The following is a 19972-nucleotide window of genomic DNA, read 5'->3' as shown; positions in this document are numbered from 1 at the left end:
AAGCAACATAAAAAAACAAAAATATTTATTCTTTAAACTTTTATCGTTGTTTGAACATGATCCCCTTAAAGAAAGGATGACAGAAATGAAAGATGAAAAGAAACAACATATTTTAGCAATGGGTCTTAGACTTGCAGAAGCAACAGGTTTTGAAGTAGTAGGCGAACAAGGCGCAGAGAATTATCAATTCTTATTTTCTCAGTTTAAAAAAATGATTGAAAATGACCATCAGGATCAATTAGTGAATAAAGAGGCAAAAGAATCGGTGCTTCAATCCTTAGATCATACCATTGAATTTTACAATGCTAAAACAGATAAGGAAGTCGAAAAACTGTTAGAAAATTTGAAGAATGATGATAATACAAGTTTTATGATTATTCCAGTTTATAAAACAGAAAAATACCTTCATGATCATGTTCACTGCTTACTTATACATAAAAAAGAAGAGCAATACGTCGTAACAAAAACGGATAAGCTACATAACATTAATTCATCCGGTAATATCTTCGAATACGCTAATTTTTATACAAAAATAACCGAAAAGGAAATGCCTTTACTGAGTCAAATTCTTTTTTTAAGCAAACAAGAACATCATACAGAAAGTAAAGTTGATATTGCTGCTAGTATTGACACTTTAGGTGTAAAAGAAAGAAAACATTTAGCAGTTGATTGGTCAGGTTATCGAGGCATTCCCAATTGTCCCATAAATGAACCACTCGCCACTTTACGTATCGCACTATATAATTGTAAGCATAATATTTTTAAACATACAATAAGTAATCGATTTAAACCAAAAATGGGAACTTCCAAAGATTTCCATAAACATTTTTTTCAAACCTTTATCGAAAACGAGAAAGAAATCAATCACTATTACCAAGCGTTATGGCAAATATATGAAAACAGAAAAGACAAAGATTATTGTGAAAAAGTATGGCAGGAATATTGTAAGGAGAAAAAAGATAAGGGGGAGATACTTTCCCCAGATCAAATTACAATAAACCGTTTTTTAGCTAATTATTTTTTACAAAAAACGCTTGACCATCCTAATACGTCTGAAACGATTAGAAAAGCCGGAAGCCTAAGCACTGAAGAAGACTTTAGTTTTTTTAAAGTATTTACTTCTGATTCAAAAGAATTAAAGAAATGGAATTCCTATAAATTTTTAAAAGATTCTTTAACCAATAAAACAATACCTAGCGGGTATCAACCACTCTCTGACTTACTTTCCACTAGCACGGAACACAAAAATAAATCAGTTACTCAAAGACAAACGAAAGAAAATCTATCACGTTGATTTTTTACTCCTTGTTGCTCATCCTGTCTTCATCACTATAAACTAGTTTAGAACAAAAAAAGCTAGAACCGAAAGTTATCCCGCCCTCCCAAAAGTTAGATCTGAAAATCTAACTTTTGGAGGTCACTACAAGTAACTTCTATCGGTTCTAGCTTTTTTATAAAAACAAATAGATATCCAAAAATTTCTATAGCAGGAACTTTTAAACTATCACGACTTCAACATCAATATTTCCTCTTGTTGCTTTTGAATAAGGGCAATAGTCATGGGCATCTTCGGCCAATTTCTTTGCTTCTTCTTCACTCACATCATCGACATGGACTTCTAAAACCACACCGATTTTGTAGCCACCTTCATCAAGGGTATAAAGGGAAACTCGTGCTTTAACTGTTGAATCCACCGATAAATTCGCTTCTTTGATCATATGTTGAAGCGCACCATTGAAACATGAAGCATATCCAGCTGCAAATAGCTGTTCAGGATTTGTTCCTTCTGCATGGATACCAGGAGGAGTGATTTTCATGTGCATGGAACCATTTGGTGCTTCGACTTCTCCTTCTCGTCCGCCGTGATTGATCATCGCTGTTTCGTATAATTTTTTCATTGTACTACTCCTTTCGATAGGACACTTTGTCTATATTTAGTGTAAGCGTATCTAGCGGTTTGTTCAAAGATTTTGCTTTTTGTAAACTTTTATCGTATTTGATTCCTCACTAAGCCTAGGCAAATAGTTCTTACTATTCAAACGTAAGAACACCATCTTCAATGATTTTCTCAAAAAAGAGAAAAATCCCACTGGTAAATAACAACGTCATATTTATCCCTAGATAGATGGCCATCTTTTCTAAACAATTATTGATATGATTGATTTTAATGTAGAAAAAAACCAAAAAATTAACTCCATAAACCAATATTGTTAAAAAAATAACCATATTTACAAGCATTTTTTTACTTTTCATTCTCCTTTCTTGCTTCATTTTTTATGAACAATGATTCTATCGTTGAATATTTTTTCAGAAGATTGTCTAATAATAGTAATACTTCTTTATTTTTTCCAACTTCATCATTTTCAATTTGTAATACTAATAAAGGCTCATGCAAGCTTAAACGTAATAAAAACCATCCCTTTCCATAAGGTTCTTTTAAATCAAATCGAATCCCTTCTTCATTTTCTGGATGAAAAACTAACCCGTTTATTTCTTTTAATTGATTCGCTAATTCTTGAATAATTGCTTCCCCTTGTTTTTTGGGTTCTTTACCAGTCAACTGTAATCTAATTTCTTGGGCTTCTTTTGGTTGTTTTAATTCTTGAATGATCTCTTCCAATGTTTTATGTGTTCTTTTCAATTCTGGTAAAAGCATCAAAATTTTAGCAATCACATACGCACCATCATCTAAAAAGTAATTTTCCCTGAATGCCGCATGACCACTTGTTTCGATAGCTAATGGAACATTAATGCCCACTTTATTGCAAGAAATTGCTTTATTAATGACATTACGATAGCCAGAGATATAGCGAATCTGTTTGCCACCTTTTGCCTCAATAAATGTCTGTAAATGATTGGAGGTGGGTGAATTTGTCACAATCGTTGCTCCTGGCTGTTCTTTCAATACAATTGTACTTAACAAAGCAATTAAATGGTTACGGTTAATGACTTGTCCACTCGCACTGACTAAAGCCGATCGATCAACATCCGTATCAAAAATCACTCCTAAATCAGCTTGATTCTCTAAAACGGCTTTTTGAATACTTCTCATCGCTTCTTGATTGTCAGGATTAGGAACATGATGAGGAAATCGGCCATCAGGTTCTAAAAATTGTGAGCCAGTGGTATCAGCACCTAATTTTTGTAGTACTTTTTCAGCAAAAAAACCACCCGAACCATTCCCAGCATCAACAATGATTTTAAAACCCGCTAATGGTTGCGTTTCGCCTGTTTCTTCTATGCCCATTCCTTTTTTGATTTTGTTCACTAAGTCGGTGGCATACGGGGATAAAAGATCCGCTTTCTGAATAGTCCCTTTGTGTTTATTTATGCTAGGTTCTGTTTCGGATAAAATAAAGGCAATGTCTTCTTTTTCTGCACCACCATTTGCTGTAAAAAATTTCATTCCATTGAAGTAAAAAGGCAAATGACTAGCGGTTAGCATTATGCTGGCATCACACTTAAATTGTGAAAACTGTGTAGCCATGAACATCGCAGGAGTGGTTGCAAGATCAAAATCAATCACATTCACCCCTTGTTGGATCAATCCTTCCATTAACGCTTCTTTCAGCGCTGGACCGCTAATTCTACTATCCCGACCTATTCCTATTGTTAAATTTCCTTCTTGATATTTGGAGGTTTCTTTTTGCTTTAGCCAGTTGACGAAACCAAAACTGATTTTTTTTATTTCCTCTTGTGTAAAATTGGCTTGGTGGTTTTTTGTAGTGATCGCAATTCCACGTATATCGGAACCTTTTTGTCGCGCTTTCAAAAAAGACATACCTCATACCCCTTTCTTTTATTCTCGCATTTTCTCTAGTTTTTCTGCAAAGTTTTGTGCTTCCACTTCCGAACGACAAATCACAATAAATGTATCTACACCTGCAATGGTTGCAACCACTTCCGAATATGACACTTCATCCAGCCAATTCGTTACAACATCGGCTCCATCTTTTTCAGTCAACACTACAACCATAAACTGGACTACCTGGATTTTTAAGACTTCCCTTTTAACAGCAGATTGGAGCCGTTCTTCTTTTCGCGTGTCGGTGGGTTGGTTAAAAAGATTGTAGCGAACTTGTTTATTTTCATCTTGTGTCTTAACCAATTTCATTTCACGAATATCTCGAGAAATCGTTGCTTGCGTCGCTGTCACACCTGCTTTTTGTAAACAAAGCAATAGTTCTTCTTGTGTGCTGATAGGCTGTTCCATAATTATTTGACGAATTAATGCTTGTCGTTGATTTTTCTTCATAGTGAACACCTCTTGTCTTTGATTATAGCAAAAAAATAATGATTTTTCTGCTTTTTTGGTATTTTATACTTTAATTTTTAATCTTCTTTTTCTACTGATGGCGCAATTTTCACACGCAAGATGGTTCTCAATTTTTCTGGGTTTGCTCTTCTAGGATCACCTAAATAGATTTCTTTATGTTCTTTAGAAAGTCTTTGATATCCTTGCTCTTGAATAAAATGCTCTAATTGTTCAAAGGTCTGTTTTTCATTATCATAAGGACCCACATGTAACATTTGAGCAACTAAACCTTCTTCTTTGGTAAGGAAGACGACTTCCTTTAATAGATCGCTAGGAATCTTATTTGCTGCTCTTTTGAGGGCTTCTTTTGCCACTTCTTTTGTGACAAAATCTGGCTGTTTGATCATCAGTTGGTAAGCAAAATGTTTTTTTTCCATCACAGGTTCATTTAAATACTGTTCTTGCAATCCCCATTGACCTTCTAATGGATAGACAGTATAAGAAGCGTAATTGGGAATCGACCAATCGTTCTTTGGAGACATCCGTATGGCATAGCTGGCTGCATATAATGCTGCCACACGACGTTGAAAATCTTCTTCATTTGGGTCACCTACCCCATGAATACAAAAGAAATTTTGAGGCGATAATGTTAAAATTTGAGGCTTTTTTCTACTACTGTAACCAGGTTCATTTTTTTTCCAATCGAATGGATTCATTTTTTCCCTCCTAAAATCATTCATCGTCTACTATCATAACTCTTTTAAGAACTCTTGGCTAACTTGGTTGACACTATTTTTACCTCTATGCTAGAATAAGCGGTGGAATAAATCGTACAGATAACACGTATATTACGTGTCGATAGAGAGGCGGTTTCTATTTTTATAATAGAAATCACTCTCTTTTTTTACGAAATTTTTTTGAGGTGAGGATATGACAAAACAAAAACATTTACTTTTAGTTCCAGCAGTCATCGCAACAGGCATGATGTCTTTTGCTGGTGTCTTGATCGAAACAGCAATGAACGTGACTTTTCCAACTTTGATCAAGCAATTTCAATTAACGACTGCACAAGTCCAATGGGTGACGACCATTTATTTATTGATGATTTCCATTATTGTGCCACTTTCTACTTATTTAACGCGTAATTTTAGCTTAAGAAGTCTTTTTTTACTTTCAAATCTTTTATTTTTAGTTGGTATTATTGTGGATTTCTTTTCACCGACTTATCTCGTTTTATTACTCGGTAGACTTTTACAAGGCGCTGCTACTGGGATCGCTTTGCCCTTAATGTTCCATATTATTTTAACTTTTGCACCGATGAATCGTCGTGGAGCAATGATAGGTATTGGAACGTTAACGACCGCGATTGCTCCTGCAATTGGTCCTAGTTATGGAGGAATCTTAACTTCTAACTTTACTTGGAACCATATTTTTCTTTTTCTAATCCCTGTATTACTCCTTTCTCTTGGCATTGGTTTATTTGCCATTCCTAACATGCCTGTTCAAAAAAGTGGACGCTTAGATATGCTCAGTGTGTTCAGTTTGTGTCTCTTATTTAGTGGCAGTTTAACTTTTTTAAGTATGCTCGGACAACCACTTAGTTGGCTAGCGCTGTTGATCGCAGGAATTGGTGCCATCTTATTTTATCAACGATCAAAAACAGCCGAGTATCCTTTGATAAATTTATCTATTTTTTCAAATAAAACTTTTCGATTATTCTTATTTAGTTTTTTAATTTATCAATTTTTATTATTAGGTGTTTCATTTGTGTTGCCAAATTTTATTCAAATCGTTCAAGGTAATAGCCCATTTATTGCTGGAATTGCGATGCTTCCTGGGGCAACTATCGGGGCGGTTTTATCTCCATTTTCTGGAAAACTACTTGATCAACATGGTCCCAAAAAACCTATTTTTTCAGGTTTATTGCTGGCTCTTATTGGTTGGTCTGCCCTCGTTTTTCTGATTGGTCATGTGTCATTGCCATTATTGATTACTTGTCACTTTATTTATATGATTGGTATTGGTTTATCTTATAGTAATATGATGACGACAGGTATGAACGCTTTATCAGATGAATACCAAAGTGACGGAAATGCGGTTTTTAACACTTTACAGCAATTTTCAGGAGCCGTAGCGACTTCGTTGGTCGCAGTCATTATCAATCTTGTACAATCTCATGCTGATCTTAGCTACCAAGCTGCTACAACTCTGGGCTCAAAAAGCGCTTTAGGTGTCTTACTTATTTTATTGATTATTCGTTTTCTACTATTTATTCGCTACTGTTTTACACCAAAAAAACGAGTCTGAATCAAAACGGCAGACATTTGTAATTGTCTTTTTAAATGAAATAGGTAAAAATACCATTTGTAGAAAAAGGAGGCTTTCTCTATGGAAAAAATTGCCATTATTGGTGGTGGAATTATTGGTATGACCACAGCCAATTATTTAGATACTGACCAATTCAAGATTACTTTATTTGATTATGGTGTTGGTCAAGCAACAAAAGCGAGTGCTGGCATTATTTCTCCTTGGCTTTCCAAACGAAGAAATAAAACTTGGTATCGTTTAGCAAAAGACGGAGCGGCGTTTTTCCCAAAAATTGTGCAAGACTTTGCACTGGATTCATCAATCTATGCTCAAACGGGTACGCTTATCATTCGAAAAAAAGAAAAGCTAACCGAATTACTGGAATTAGCGGAAGAACGAAAAAAAGAAGCACCAGAAATCGGAGAACTTAAATTACTAGCGGCAGAACAAACAGCTCATTTACTTCCTTTATTAAACCAAATCCCTTCTTTATATGTCACAGGTGGTGGTAGATTAAATGGTAAAGCCTATTTACACTATCTATCTGATTGTTTAGAAAGGAAAGGGATCACTATCATCAATGATAAGGTTCAGCTACAAAAAAGAAGTGATAGCTGGTTAATTCAAGGAGCGGTTAATGAAAATCTATTTGACCGTGTCATACTAACAGCTGGTCCTTCATTGAAATCTTTACTAAAACCATTAGGCTATCGAGTAGATATTCGCCCACAAAAAGGACAATTGATTGCTTTTGACACGCCTTATAACCAAAGTCAAAATTGGCCAGTTGCTATGTTAGACGGTGAAGCAGACCTTATCCCATTTAATCATGGAAAAATTTTGCTAGGGGCTACGCACGAAAATGAAGCCATGTGGGATCTCACACCTACCAAAGAAGCTTACATTCAATTAACCGAAAGTACCAAAACTTTTTTGGCTGAACCTGAAAAATTACTAAAACAGCCCTATCATCTACAAGTAGGAACAAGAGCTTATACATCAGATTTTTCCCCATTTTTTGGACCTTTGCCTTACGATACCACTCTTTTAGTAGCTAGTGGTTTGGGTTCTTCTGGCTTAACAACTGGACCTTATATTGGTTATCTCTTAGCGAAGTACTTAAATACAGGTAAATGGTATGGTGAAGACTACCAAAAAAATATCGGTGAATATATCAAAAAATAGTTGTAAGAACTGTCAGAATTTGTGCAGCAAATAATGAGTGAATCAACAAAAAAACCAAGAAATCAATCTTTTGATTTCTTGGTTTTTTATTCATCATTACTCGACTTAGTACCAGCCGTTTGCTAACCAGAATGCTTGAGCAGCATCCCATGAACCATAACGTGATGACACATATTGATCAGCGACACGTTCTTGGTTTTCAGCAGAATAATCGCCATTTAAGTAAGACGCATCTAATTGATAACGTCCGATATAACGTCCGTTAGTAGCTGTATAAGAACCACCTGATTCTTTATTTGCAATCCATTCTTTTGCAGAACTTGTATTGCTTGGAGTTGTTGCTGTTGTAGCAGCTGGGGCAGCTTGAGCTACTTCAACTGTTTCAACTGGAGCAACGTATGTATATTCTTTCGTTGCTGTTTCAGTTGTTTTTGGTGCTTCAACTGTTTGTGCTGAAGTTTCACTTGAAGTTGGAATCGTCAATTCTTCACCAACATAAATGCGATTGATGTCTTTAATACCATTTTTTTCAGCGATTGCCTGAATCAATGAGTTATCTCCAGCAAATTTTTGTGAGATTTTTGATAATGAATCACCTGATTTAATTGTATAAACTTCATCAGCATGAGCAGTTGTACCTACAAACATTGCAGTTGCACCAGCAGCAAAAGTTGTTCCTAAAACGATCTTTTTAATTGAATTCATGTTTATCTCCTTTTTTTCTCGTGTATTTATCAACGTCATTAACTTTATCATTTAGAAATATTTCATAGGTGAAAGAAATATGACATTTAATGACAAAATAATCATTTTTTTAATATTTGTAACACAACGAAGGATAAAAAAATACGACTAAAGTCTTAAAAGCTTTATGTATCAAAGAAGAAATCGTTTTTTAATAAAATCTTATAATGTTTAGAAAAACTTATGTTTTGTAACATTCACTTTTATTTTTAATCTTTTTCTTTTATTTTTTATCTAAAAAAGTCGAATTTTTATTATAAAATAGAAAAAAACAGAAAAAATCCAGTAATTGTTACAACCATTACTGGACAAATTTGTAAAATTATGGAAGAAAACGAACCATTTTACTCTCTTTTGGGCTGTGTTTTTCTTACTAGCATCTTTTTAGCTTGCTGAATTTCAATTATTACCTCTTGATCTTCTTCTATTTTTTGTCTTTTTTCTAGAGTCTCTATCCAGATATCTGGTTCTTTTCGCCCCAAACGACCGATTGCCCAAGCCGCTGTTGCTCGTATCACAGGGCGTACATCATTTAAGCAATCTTCAATTTCAGGCAAAGCTGAGGTGTCTCCCAGGTTTGCTAAGGCAATCAAGGCATTTCTTTGCAGAGGTTTCTTTCCACGCCATGAACCCGCTAAATGACCAAATTGTTCTTTAAATTCTTTATTCGTTAAAGAAAGCATCGGTTTTAACTTAGGATAAACTTCATCTACTTGTGGTTCCATTTCTTTGTGAAAATGGAAATCTTTTCCTCTATTATATGGGCAAACCAGCTGACAAATGTCACACCCATAAATGACGTTACGCATTTTTTTACGATACTCGTTAGGCATTATCCCTTTCGTTTGTGTTTGATAAGATAAACACTTTTGGGCATTCATCCTGCCATCTCCTAGCAAGGCTTTCGTTGGACAAGCTGAGATACAACGAGTACAATCTCCACAACCAAAAACACCGGGTTCATCGGGTTCAAAAACAATATTCGTCACAATTTCTCCTAAATAGACAAATGATCCAAATTCCTCTGTGATTAATAGACCATTTCGTCCAATAAACCCTAGTCCAGCTCTTTGTGCAACAGCAACATCCACAAGTTCGCCTGTATCCACTTGTGGCGCAAACCGCCACTGTTCTTCTTGTTGCCACTTGTCAGCTCTACTTTGAATAAAGGTAATTAATTGATTGAGTCGATCTCGTAAGATGTCATGATAATCAATTCCCCACGAAGCCCGAGCAAATTGTCCTCTTTTTTCATCTTTGGGTACTTCTTCTTGAATCTTCGTTGGGTAAGCCAATGCGATTGAAATAATAGATTGAGGATCTTCAAACGTTTTTTCTATATATAAACGTTCTTCAATCACTGGATGTTCAAAGCCTGAGGTATGTCCAGCTGCTTTTTGTTCTTCTAAAGATTCTTTTAAATAATCGAAAGGCTCAGCTGTAGTAAAGCCAATTTTATCAATCCCTAAACGTTTACTTTCTTCAATAATTTCTTCTTTTAAGGTTTTTACCATTTTCTCACCCATTCCAATCGTTATCTACTATAAATACCATAGTAAAGTCGGTCTTTTTTTAATTGGACAAACTGGATTTGTTGGTCAGCAATTTTCCGTTCTTCCAACCATCGTTTTCTAGTGGCAAAAATTTCCCAATAATTGACTGACAGCCATTTCCTTTGATTATCTAGTGCCTGAAAAAAGTTGAGTGACACAGGTTTTGTATGCAATAATTCATGCAGACGCACTTGTTCTATTGCTGAAAAAGTCGAGAGGTCTCTAGAATAGAGCGTTTCCTCGTAAAGATTTCTTTGCTGTGAGTAGGTAAATGTTTGTGGAATTTCACCTGGCCGAGCAATTTGAACCAGTCGATTATAAAAAGTGTTCATTAATTTACTGTTAGCAATAAAGGCGCTTTTATAGTAAGCCGATTGTATTTTTTCAATGACTCCTTCTGTTCCCATTACGGAAAATAGAGCTGGCCATGCTTTAATAGTGATTTCATTGTTTTGTTTGACTAATACTCCTGGTGTAAATCCTACCGAAGAAATGAAGACAAAATAACCAATACCAGTTTCATCATCTAATGGCTGAAACTCATCAAAAAGCCATTTCCCCGGATAACATTCTTCATCCGTTTCATTTGGATGTGCTATGAATAATTTAGCCATTTCTGTTTCAAGAAATTGAAGGTCTTGATCTTTGTTAGAGCATTCCTGTTGCTGAATTAACTTGAAGATTTCTTCTTTGATTTGTTGTTTATCTTTACGCGTAAAATTCATAGCTTTACCTTCCTTTCCTATCTTTAACTATAACGGAAATCGACAGAAAAGGGTATCTGAAACTCATAAAAATAAACAGTTTTTTTACTTATTTTTAGAACTTCAATTTTTTTATTTTCGGGAGAATACAAATCATCTTTTATGAAATGCTTACTCAAAAAGATAATCGTTTTGACTGTTCATTTTATTTTGCAAAAAATGTAAAGAAATTACAAGAATTACAGCCGAATCAAACACGTTAAAATTTACTTCCATTGCATACTTTTAATCAGTAAAAATAAATTTTGCCGAAAGCGTAGGAACAGGAAGTTTTTCGGATGGTTAATCTTTTGTTTTACACTCTTCAATCTACCTGACTATCTCCAAAACTTTTCATTTCTGTCTTCATAGAACTACCAAATAAATATCCGTAAAAAATGACCCAACAAAAGAGTTAATACATTGTATCAACTCTTTTGTATCACTCTTTAAATAAAGATTGCCATTATAACTGCGATCAGTGCTGTAATTACTAGGAGAAGCAAATTTTCCCATATTCCAGATAAACCTTTAAAAAAAACACTTTTTTTCGCTCTTCCCCCCCATGAGTATTCACTAGGGACAAGCAATTCAAGACCCGCAGCAATAAGTAGCAGTAATGCACCAATGTATGGCTGTTCCCAAACAAAGAATAAAACATTAAATACCAATAAAGATATCTGCACAATCTTTATCATTCTTAAATTTCTTATATCAGATGTTTTTTTCATATGACACTTACCTTTCTATTATCGAGGCATGTTGTCTCTCACTGATAATACCAGTATTGGTAACGGAACCCTGAATAAATAAAAACTCGTCCATGCAAAAAATTTCTATCTGCGCGTATAATATTATAAATTGAAGACCCAATAAATCCCCATCCACCACCAAGGAGTCAACTTATAGCTGAACCACCCACAGCCTGAACCGCATTGAGAGTATTCTTACTCAAATAAACTTTGAAATTACCCGAACTCAATTTCCCTTGTATTTTAGTTACTCCTGCTGCTCTAGGTGTCTTAAGAAATATGAAACTTTGCTGACTATTAATTACATTATATAGAGTTGAATCATTAAACGAAATAGTAAAATCATCTCCATTTACTTCTACTGTCACATCCGGATTTTTCTTAAGTTCGTCTAAGGATAGTTGAAGTTCATTTTCCTGTTGTTTCAAAGATACAAAACTATCAGCTTCCCCAGTTGTAGCAGAAACATTAACTATCGGAGTAGCAAGCGATGCTAGAGTCATACTTACTAAAAAATAAGCCATATATTTTTTCATGTTATTGCTCCCTTCTAAGCTCTAAATAATAATCCTGCATATTGGTAATATGCGCCAATATGGGTACCATTTTTATACTGTCCTGTCCAATTTACATACCCTTGATACTTTTTCCCGTTTTTATACCTCACTTGCCAAATTTTTGTTTCACTTGGTATCCATCGGCTTGAACCATGTGGCTTGTTTTGCATATATACATACTCATAAAAATTAATAGTATCAACACCTCGTTGCCATTCCAAAGAATCTACCACTGGTATCTGTGTGTGCAACTCTACATCTGCATGAGACTTAGCGGTAAAAGAAAATAGAAGAGCTATAGAGCTAACCAATAAAAAAGTTACTTTTTTCATGATATCCCACTTTTTGAAAACGGTTACTTAGATATACTATATATCTTTTTATTTTAATGTAAATTGTTATTTTTTGTTTTTTGTTAATTTTTATCATCGTTTTCCAAATAGCCATCCTTTTAATCCATACTATTGTTTTAAAAGTTTTGCTATCAAAAATAACCCAGAATATCTGAAAATAGAAGAGACTATTTTCAGATATTCTGGGTTATAGTACGAAATTGGATATTTTTTACCAAAAACTTATTTCTTTGCTATTCAGTATGAAACTGTTCAATCATAGCCTAATCATTTTAGTGATTTTTTATATTATTTCGATTTTTCTTACCTATTCTCCTTGAGTCAATCCATCATGAATCGTTTGGATATTCCAATCCATCATCTTGTAATAAGAATCGCCTTTTTCACCTTTTTTATCAATGGAATCTGTATAAAGTTTGTCGTAAATACTTACGCCAGTTTCTTTCGCCACTCGTTCCATGCTTCTTGAGTCCACACTGGTTTCAACAAATAAGACTGGTACATTGGACTTTCTTACTTGGTTAACAATCTGTTTCATTTGCTCAGGGGTTCCCTGACTTTCCGTATTGATCTCCCAAATATAAGCTGCCGGTATGCCATAAGCTTTTGAAAAATACTTGAAGGCTCCTTCACTAGTTACTAATAATTTTTTATTTTCATCAATTAATTGAAAACTTTCTTTGGCTTTTTTATCCAATTCTTTTAATTTATTCACATAGTTCTGAACGTTTTCTTCATACGATGCTTGATTCTCTGGGTCTTTTTCTGAAAAGATCCGTCCTATTTCTTCTACATATTTTATCCCGTTAGACAAATCTAACCAAGCATGTGGATCGGCTTTTGATTCAGCTGATTTTCCTGATAAGTAAATCGGCGCAACTTTTTTACTAACTGCAAAATAGTCTTTTTCTTCTTCTTTTTTAGCTGTCGCCATCAAATTCATAAACCAGCCATTGCCTGTTTCTAGATTTAACCCATTATATAAAATAATATCTGCATCGCTCGCTTTTTTTATATCTTCTGGTAACACTTCATATTCATGGGGGTCAGTACCAACAGGGACGATACTATGAACTGCGATGTGGTCTTTACCTACTTCTTTTGCCATATCAGCTAAAATTGAATTAGTTGCTACCACATTCAATGTATCAATTTTATTTTCATTACTTGCTTGTTTACCACAGCCCACTAAAAGAAAAAAGCTTACCACTATTACCCATAAGAAACGATATTTATTTTTCATGTCGTCATGCCTTCTTTCTACTATTTTTATTGACTTGTTATTTGAATTATTTGAGTTCGCTTGTTTTTACTTTTTTCTTCGTAAACAAAATGCCTTTAGAAGGAGAAAAGAAAAAAGCAAGTGTAAAGAATACCGCACAGGCTAAGACAATCGTTGCACCTGACGGCCAATTATAGCTATAGCTAAAGAATACGCCTAAGATGGCACTTAAAACCCCAACTAATGAGGAAATGACAATCATTTTTGCTAAACTGTTTGTTAATAAATAAGCCGTAGCAGCTGGTATGATCAGCATAGCAATCACTAAAATGGTTCCTACTGTTTGTAAGCTTACTACCGCAACTAAGGTTAGAAAGAACATGAGCAGATAATGGATCAATGTGATGTTTAGTCCATAGGCTTTGGCCATTGTCGGATCAAAGGAAGTGATTTTCAATTCTTTATAGAAAAACAATACAAAGCATAAAACGATCACACTAACGATAGCAGTCATCAATAAATCGCTTTCTCGCACGGCTAAGACATTTCCAAATAGTATGTGGTAAAGATCAGTAGCACTTTGAGCAAAAGAAATCAATATGATTCCCAATGCAAAAAACGAACTAAAAACGATCCCGATGGCTGTGTCATTTTTCAACCGACTTCGCTGTGTCACAAAACCAATGATACTAGCCGTCAACATGCCAAAAACGGTGGCACCTAAAAGATAACTAAACCCAAACATATAAGAAAGGGCGACACCTGGTAAAACAGCATGTGAGATTGCATACCCCATCAATGACATTCCTCGTAAAATGATAAATGAACCAATCACACCAGAAGAAAAACCAACAAGCATTGACGTAATTAGCGCATATTGTAAAAACTGGTAATTCCATATGCCTTCAATAAAAGATTGAATCATCCTTGATTTTCCCCTTTCACCAATTGTCCAATTACCTCACCATAAGCTATTTTTAAATTTTCGGAAGTAAAAGTTTCTAACACTGGTCCAGCTGCAACTAGTTGCTTATTAAGCAAAATCACTTCATCAAAATATTCTTCTACTTTATGCAAATCATGATGGACAATAACAATTGTTTTTCCTTCTGCTTGTAATTCTTGAAGAATCGAAAAAATTTTTTTCTCACTGAGTGCATCAATACCAACAAACGGTTCATCAAGAAAAATCCATTCTGCTTTTTGTGCCAATGCTTTCGCAATAAAAACCCGTTGTAACTGTCCGCCAGAAAGTTCACTGATTTGACGTTTTTCATACATCTCCATACCAACTTTTTTCAATGCTTGTTTTGCTTGAACTTTTTCTTTTTTTCCAGGCCGTTGCCCAAGTTTTAAAGAAGGATAGGTTCCTAACAAAACAACACCTAAAACATCAATCGGAAAAGAAAGATCCAATTCATTTCGTTGTTCCACATAGGCTATTTTTTTACGTGCCTCTTTTAGCGAGTGTTCCCCGAAAATAATATCTCCTGAAAGTTTTGGAATCAGTTCAATTACCGCCTTTATAAAAGTTGATTTTCCTGCGCCATTTGGACCAATAATTCCAGTGATTTTTTTCGATTGAATCGCCACTTCTATTTCTTTTAACGCCAGCTTCCCTTGATAAGCGACTGTCAGCTGTTTAATAATGATGATCGATTTAGACATTCCTTCCTCCTTTTTTAGGTTTACCTAACTTTTATTTTAAATACAGTTTAACTAAAGTCATGGATATTTACAAGTATCTAAAAAAAATTTTTAAGAAGTGCTCGCAATTTACGTAAATTTTCTGTAGAATCACATCAAGAGTTGGAAAAGCAAATGATTGTATCTTTCATTTATTCATCATCAACAGGTGTAGGGAAATTATTGTATTTGCTTGTTTTACTCAAAAAAGAAAGGAGTTTTGGTGTGAAAGAAGAAAAATTAACTCGAAGCCTTAGTGCACGTCATATTCAGATGATTGCCTTAGGAGGGACAATCGGTGTAGGATTGTTTATGGGTGCTTCTTCAACCATTCGTTGGACAGGACCTTCCGTAATGGTAGCGTATGCTGTCGCAGGATTCTTTTTATACTTGATCATGCGTGCACTAGGAGAAATGCTTTATATTGATCCTTCAACAGGTTCTTTTGCAAATTATGCCAGTGATTATATTCATCCTGTCGCAGGTTACCTCACTGCATGGAGTAACATTTTTCAATTTGTCGTTGTCGGGATTAGTGAAGTCATCGCTGTTGGCGAATATATGAATTATTGGTGGCCGCATTTGCCAACTATCGTACCAGGAATAGTGGTCATTCTTTTCTTAACATTAGCTAACTTGGTTTCAGTTAAAGCGTTCGGTGAATTAGAGTTTTGGTTTTCACTTATTAAAGTAGGCACAATTATTTTAATGATACTTGTTGGTCTCGGGGTTATCCTGTTTGGTTTTGGAAACCATGGACAGGAAGTCGGAATCTCAAATCTTTGGAAAAATGGTGGTTTCTTTACTGGTGGTTTGAAGGGCTTCTTTTTTGCTTTATCTATTGTTGTCGCTTCTTATCAAGGTATTGAACTAATTGGTATGGCAGCTGGTGAAGCAGCAAATCCCAAAAAGACGATCATTGAAGCAGTCCAATCAACGATTGGGCGTATTTTGATTTTTTACATCGGAGCTATTTTTATTATCGTCAGCATCTATCCATGGAATCAGTTAGGAACAATTGGTTCCCCGTTTGTTCAAACATTTTCTAAAGTGGGCATTACGTTTGCTGCTGGGTTGATCAACTTTGTTGTTTTAACGGCTGCTTTATCTGGTTGCAACTCAGGTATTTTCAGTGCCAGCCGTATGATCTATACCTTGGCTATTAACGGAAAAATGTCAAAGAAATTTTTAAAACTGACAAGTCATGGCGTTCCATTCTATCCGGTTGTCGCAATTTCTAGCGGTATATTCATTGGTTTAATTTTAAATTATTTATTGCCTTTATTTGTTGCTCATACCGAAGATCTCTTTGTTTTTGTTTATAGTTCAAGTATTTTACCAGGGATGGTGCCTTGGGTCGTAATTTTACTCAGTGAAATTAAATTTAGAAAACAACACCAAGAGGAAATGAAAACCCATCCTTTTAAAATGCCATTTTCTCCTTATACCAACTATCTATCTTTGCTATTCTTAGCATTAGTCTTGATCTTTATGATGATCAACCCAGAAACAAGGATTCCATTGATCATTGGCTTTGTATTTCTAGGTTATATGACTATTCATTATTTTGTAAGAGAAGGAAGGCTTAAAAAGAAAGCCTAACGTCTATTTTTACTAAAAAATAAAGACAGGCATCACTCAATTGAGTAGTGCCTGTCTTTATTTGCAGTATCTTGTCTATATAAATAAAATAGCGGAAATGTTTAGTTTAACTTCAACACATCTCCAGGTTTGAAAAAATAGTCATCCATCGTCATACCGTTTAAAGACAAAATAGTCTCCACAGGAACCCCTGTCCGTTGCGCAATTTGAGTCGGTCCTTCTCCTTGTTGAACAACAGTGGTTCCTTGCGCATATTGTTCACTAGATGAGGCACTCGTTGACTGATCTTGCATTTCTTGATGAGTAGACGACGGTGTAGTAGTTGATGATTCTGTCGTTTGTTCTGTCTCTGTGTCAGTCTCACTTGTTTCTTGACTACTTGAATTTTCTGCTTGCAACGAAGCACTTGTTCGTAGGTAAATATCGGAAATTTGGGCAACATGTTCTGTATAATTTGCCGAAAGTTGATTAACCCACGTGGAAAGATCTATCCCATCTTTTGTTTCAGCTGTTTGATATTTTTTCTGTAATTGATTGATTCCTTCATCAGAAATTGCTTGAAGTTCACGAGCTTTTTGGTTGGCAATCGCCGATAAGCCTGTTACTCCATTTTGATTATTCTGAATCTCGGCTTGATATTCTTCGATTAAACGTGGTGTTTGTTCTTTGATTTTCTGCGTATACGTGGTTAGTATGCTTTGTAATTCTTTTTCAAGTGTCCCTTTTTCAGATGCTTGTGTTGAGCTGTCTTCAGTAGTACTTGTTGTCTTAGTCGTTGAAGTTGCTTTTTTTGACGTAGTTTCGCTCGGTTTTACTACTGCGCTTTTCGCACTAGATTGATTCTTACCATGAAAATAAAGTCCTGCAATAGCACCAATAACTATAAGAAAAACCGCCACTGCAGAGCCTATTTTAATGAAACGCATTCGTGTTTCCTTTTTTTGCTGTTGTCTGCGAGCCATCCGAACGTTTACTCTTCGCTCGTTTTCTTCATTCATTTTTTTCACCACCCATTAGTATAGAAAATAGCGTTATCACTTCTACTTTATTTCCATTGTAGCAAATTTTCAGACTTCTGAACATTTTAAACTGTGTTATTTATACAGAAATTTCACCATTTTTGATGATTCCAAGATTCTCCATCAATTTCTCCTTGCAATTGTTCTTTCCTTTCAGAAATTTCTAGTAAAAGTTTTTTTGTTTCATACAACAACGCTTTTGTCTCGTAGTTTGCTGTTGCACTCCATTCTTCTAATTGTTTGAATAGCCATTTATCCGTCATCTCATCACCCTTTTAGCTCTCGTAAAGTAAATATTAAATCTTCAAGTTCTTCTTTTTTACTAGATAAATACTCGATTATATGTTCCTGTTTTACTTGATCTTTTTCTCGTAAAGAAGAATTATCTCTTAGTTGTTTAATAAACCAGTCGATTCGATTGGCTAAAGTCGCTTGACCCTCTAATGTCAGATATTGTTGATAAGCGATTAAACGTTCCCATTTTTTTTCTTCTGTTTGATACATAAACTGCGCCATAACAAATGGAGGTAAAAAAGTCATCTCAAACTTATGAGCAATACGTTGAAATGGTCTTAAAAATTCTGAAATCGTATATTCTTCTTTACCGCCAGCTTGATATTCTTTTTCAGAGACACCAGTGGTTAATACAATTCCTAATTCTTTTTGCTTTAGCACTTTTGTTGCATGTTCTAACACAGTGTCTTGCCATACTTTTAAATAGGCAGGTGCGCTGTACCAATAAAATGGAAATTGAAAAATAATTCGATCGTGTGAATTTAGCAATGCTAACTCTTTTTCAAGTTCTATCTCTCCATCTGGATAACATTTTTCTAGATGGTGCCAAGTAACGTCTAATGATTTAGTCGCTTCTTTAAAAAATTGTTGATTTAAAGAAGTTTCAATCGATGGATGGCTAACAATAATCAAACTTTTCATTTTCTTTACTCCTCTTTATTCATGTCGCTTTATAGTTTAGCATAGAACAAAGAATGTGATGGTTATCCTGCTTTTACCTTATGTTGACCACGAAATAATTGCTTGTTCTGCTAATTCTTTTTTCAATGTATCTAAAGAAAGATTCCGTGATTCTTCATTTTTCATCCGTTTACGGTAGCTGGTAGCTGTTTCCCCTGTCGTTTTTTTGAACATTCGACTAAATACCACCAAACTGTTAAATCCAACCTGATAAGCGATGCTTTCCACAGAATCATTCGTCAAAGAAAGTAAAAATGCTGCCCGATTAATGCGGACACCAATTAAATATTCTTTGATACTTGTTCCTAATTGGTTTTTAAATACCCTAGACAAATGACTACGGTTAATTGATAACTGTTGAGCAATTTCTTCTACTGTTAAGTGATGAGGATAATGGCCCTCAATATATTTCACGGTCTCGATCACTAAAGAGGAATAAACTTTTTGTTCACCAAGACCTACTTTTCCGCCATCTTTTAACAATAGGCTTAAGAAACGATAGGTTAATGCCGTTAGTTCCAATTCGTTTACTAGATCTTCTTGTGAATGATGCATACATTCTAAAATGATATCAATATAAGCAGAGATACCCGATGAAACCATTGTATATTGATCCTCTTTAAATAATGAACGTTGGATAATTTTTTGGGCTAGAGGACCATTGAAAGATAGCCAGCAATACATCCAAGGATCGTCGCCATCTGCTAAATAAAAAGTTGAATCTCCTGGACGTATTAAAAAAAGATCGCCTTTTTTTAAATGGTATTGCTGCTCCTTCACGTGATAAGTTCCTTTTCCTTCCATGACCACATGTAATACATAATCTTGTCTAATCGCAGGACCAAATGAATGATAGGGTAAGGTTTTTGAAAAACCACAAAAATCAAAATCCAACTCTTTTTTTACTTGTTGGTGTTCTTTTTTTAAAAATATTGCTTGTTCCATACACACCACCCCTTTTTATTTACTTTACACTGTTTATTCTTTATCATGCAACAAAAAGTTAAATAATAGTCACA

General features: G+C 34.8%; 22 protein-coding genes. 4 read left to right on the top strand and 18 right to left on the bottom strand.

Annotated features, from left to right (window positions below; all coding sequences use genetic code 11):
- The first annotated feature begins 85 nt into the window (after positions 1-85).
- Entirely contained in the window at positions 86-1294 is a 1209-nt protein-coding gene (locus EVI01_RS06700) for a hypothetical protein (protein ID WP_146811578.1), read from the top strand.
- A 202-nt stretch (positions 1295-1496) separates the two neighbouring features.
- On the opposite strand, the gene EVI01_RS06695 is transcribed toward EVI01_RS06700, so the two are convergent.
- From EVI01_RS06695 to EVI01_RS06675, 5 genes are all read right to left on the bottom strand, one after another.
- Positions 1497-1898 (bottom strand): organic hydroperoxide resistance protein, encoded by a 402-nt coding sequence (locus EVI01_RS06695; RefSeq protein WP_010750380.1) that lies wholly within the window; start codon positions 1896-1898, stop codon positions 1497-1499.
- A 133-nt stretch (positions 1899-2031) separates the two neighbouring features.
- Positions 2032-2238, bottom strand: a complete 207-nt coding sequence (locus tag EVI01_RS06690) for a hypothetical protein (RefSeq protein ID WP_025480594.1) — start codon at positions 2236-2238, stop codon at positions 2032-2034.
- A gap of 4 nt (positions 2239-2242) precedes the next feature.
- Positions 2243-3781, bottom strand: a complete 1539-nt coding sequence (locus tag EVI01_RS06685; RefSeq protein ID WP_010750379.1) for a phosphohexomutase domain-containing protein — start codon at positions 3779-3781, stop codon at positions 2243-2245.
- Between the two features lie 18 nt (positions 3782-3799).
- Positions 3800-4255, bottom strand: a complete 456-nt coding sequence (locus EVI01_RS06680) for an arginine repressor (protein WP_010750378.1) — start codon at positions 4253-4255, stop codon at positions 3800-3802.
- A 77-nt stretch (positions 4256-4332) separates the two neighbouring features.
- Positions 4333-4971 carry a GyrI-like domain-containing protein gene (locus EVI01_RS06675; protein ID WP_010750377.1) on the bottom strand — a complete coding sequence of 213 codons (639 nt, stop codon included), beginning with the start codon at positions 4969-4971 and terminating at the stop codon, positions 4333-4335.
- Between the two features lie 214 nt (positions 4972-5185).
- On the opposite strand from EVI01_RS06675, the gene EVI01_RS06670 reads away from it, so the two are divergent.
- Both EVI01_RS06670 and EVI01_RS06665 read left to right on the top strand, forming a co-directional pair.
- Entirely contained in the window at positions 5186-6562 is a 1377-nt protein-coding gene (locus EVI01_RS06670) for an MFS transporter (protein WP_010750376.1), read from the top strand.
- A gap of 81 nt (positions 6563-6643) precedes the next feature.
- Positions 6644-7747: an NAD(P)/FAD-dependent oxidoreductase gene (locus EVI01_RS06665; protein WP_010750375.1), complete on the top strand. Its 1104-nt coding sequence runs from the start codon at positions 6644-6646 to the stop codon at positions 7745-7747.
- A 105-nt stretch (positions 7748-7852) separates the two neighbouring features.
- On the opposite strand, the gene apf is transcribed toward EVI01_RS06665, so the two are convergent.
- From apf to EVI01_RS06620, 9 genes are all read right to left on the bottom strand, one after another.
- Entirely contained in the window at positions 7853-8452 is a 600-nt protein-coding gene (gene apf, locus EVI01_RS06660) for an aggregation-promoting factor (protein WP_010750374.1), read from the bottom strand.
- Positions 8453-8835: 383 nt separating this feature from the next.
- Entirely contained in the window at positions 8836-10005 is a 1170-nt protein-coding gene (gene queG / locus EVI01_RS06655; RefSeq protein ID WP_010750373.1) for a tRNA epoxyqueuosine(34) reductase QueG, read from the bottom strand.
- Between the two features lie 20 nt (positions 10006-10025).
- A complete protein-coding gene (locus EVI01_RS06650) occupies positions 10026-10769 on the bottom strand; it encodes a hypothetical protein (RefSeq protein WP_010750372.1) in 744 nt (247 codons plus the stop codon).
- A 467-nt stretch (positions 10770-11236) separates the two neighbouring features.
- On the bottom strand, positions 11237-11518 hold the full coding sequence (locus EVI01_RS06645; RefSeq protein WP_010750371.1) for a hypothetical protein: 282 nt from the start codon (positions 11516-11518) through the stop codon (positions 11237-11239).
- 167 nt (positions 11519-11685) lie between these two features.
- The gene (locus EVI01_RS06640) at positions 11686-12075 is read right to left on the bottom strand and encodes a hypothetical protein (protein ID WP_010750370.1); all 390 of its coding nucleotides are present in this window, start codon (positions 12073-12075) and stop codon (positions 11686-11688) included.
- Between the two features lie 14 nt (positions 12076-12089).
- A complete protein-coding gene (locus tag EVI01_RS06635) occupies positions 12090-12428 on the bottom strand; it encodes a hypothetical protein (RefSeq protein WP_010750369.1) in 339 nt (112 codons plus the stop codon).
- 328 nt (positions 12429-12756) lie between these two features.
- Entirely contained in the window at positions 12757-13692 is a 936-nt protein-coding gene (efaA, locus tag EVI01_RS06630) for an Mn/Fe ABC transporter substrate-binding lipoprotein EfaA (RefSeq protein ID WP_010750368.1), read from the bottom strand.
- Between the two features lie 46 nt (positions 13693-13738).
- Positions 13739-14596: a metal ABC transporter permease gene (locus EVI01_RS06625; RefSeq protein WP_010750367.1), complete on the bottom strand. Its 858-nt coding sequence runs from the start codon at positions 14594-14596 to the stop codon at positions 13739-13741.
- Positions 14593-15339 carry a metal ABC transporter ATP-binding protein gene (locus tag EVI01_RS06620; RefSeq protein WP_010750366.1) on the bottom strand — a complete coding sequence of 249 codons (747 nt, stop codon included), beginning with the start codon at positions 15337-15339 and terminating at the stop codon, positions 14593-14595. Before EVI01_RS06620 ends, EVI01_RS06625 begins: the two co-directional genes overlap by 4 nt.
- Positions 15340-15582: 243 nt before the next feature.
- Between EVI01_RS06620 and EVI01_RS06615 the strand changes: the two genes are divergently transcribed.
- Positions 15583-16959: an amino acid permease gene (locus tag EVI01_RS06615; protein ID WP_025480593.1), complete on the top strand. Its 1377-nt coding sequence runs from the start codon at positions 15583-15585 to the stop codon at positions 16957-16959.
- A 101-nt stretch (positions 16960-17060) separates the two neighbouring features.
- Here the strand turns inward: EVI01_RS06615 and EVI01_RS06610 are convergent, their stop codons facing one another.
- From EVI01_RS06610 to EVI01_RS06600, 4 genes are all read right to left on the bottom strand, one after another.
- Complete coding sequence (locus EVI01_RS06610; protein WP_010750364.1) at positions 17061-17957, bottom strand: LysM peptidoglycan-binding domain-containing protein; 897 nt, start codon at positions 17955-17957, stop codon at positions 17061-17063.
- Positions 17958-18070: 113 nt separating this feature from the next.
- On the bottom strand, positions 18071-18241 hold the full coding sequence (locus EVI01_RS13655; protein ID WP_010750363.1) for a hypothetical protein: 171 nt from the start codon (positions 18239-18241) through the stop codon (positions 18071-18073).
- Positions 18242-18245: 4 nt separating this feature from the next.
- Positions 18246-18914: an NAD(P)H-dependent oxidoreductase gene (locus EVI01_RS06605; protein ID WP_010750362.1), complete on the bottom strand. Its 669-nt coding sequence runs from the start codon at positions 18912-18914 to the stop codon at positions 18246-18248.
- A gap of 78 nt (positions 18915-18992) precedes the next feature.
- Positions 18993-19898, bottom strand: a complete 906-nt coding sequence (locus EVI01_RS06600; protein WP_010750361.1) for an AraC family transcriptional regulator — start codon at positions 19896-19898, stop codon at positions 18993-18995.
- Between the last annotated feature and the right edge of the window lie 74 nt (positions 19899-19972).

The sequence above is a fragment of the Enterococcus villorum genome, assembly GCF_007990225.1.
Taxonomy (GTDB): domain Bacteria; phylum Bacillota; class Bacilli; order Lactobacillales; family Enterococcaceae; genus Enterococcus_B; species Enterococcus_B villorum.
This window is presented reverse-complemented; position numbering and strand designations above follow the sequence as displayed.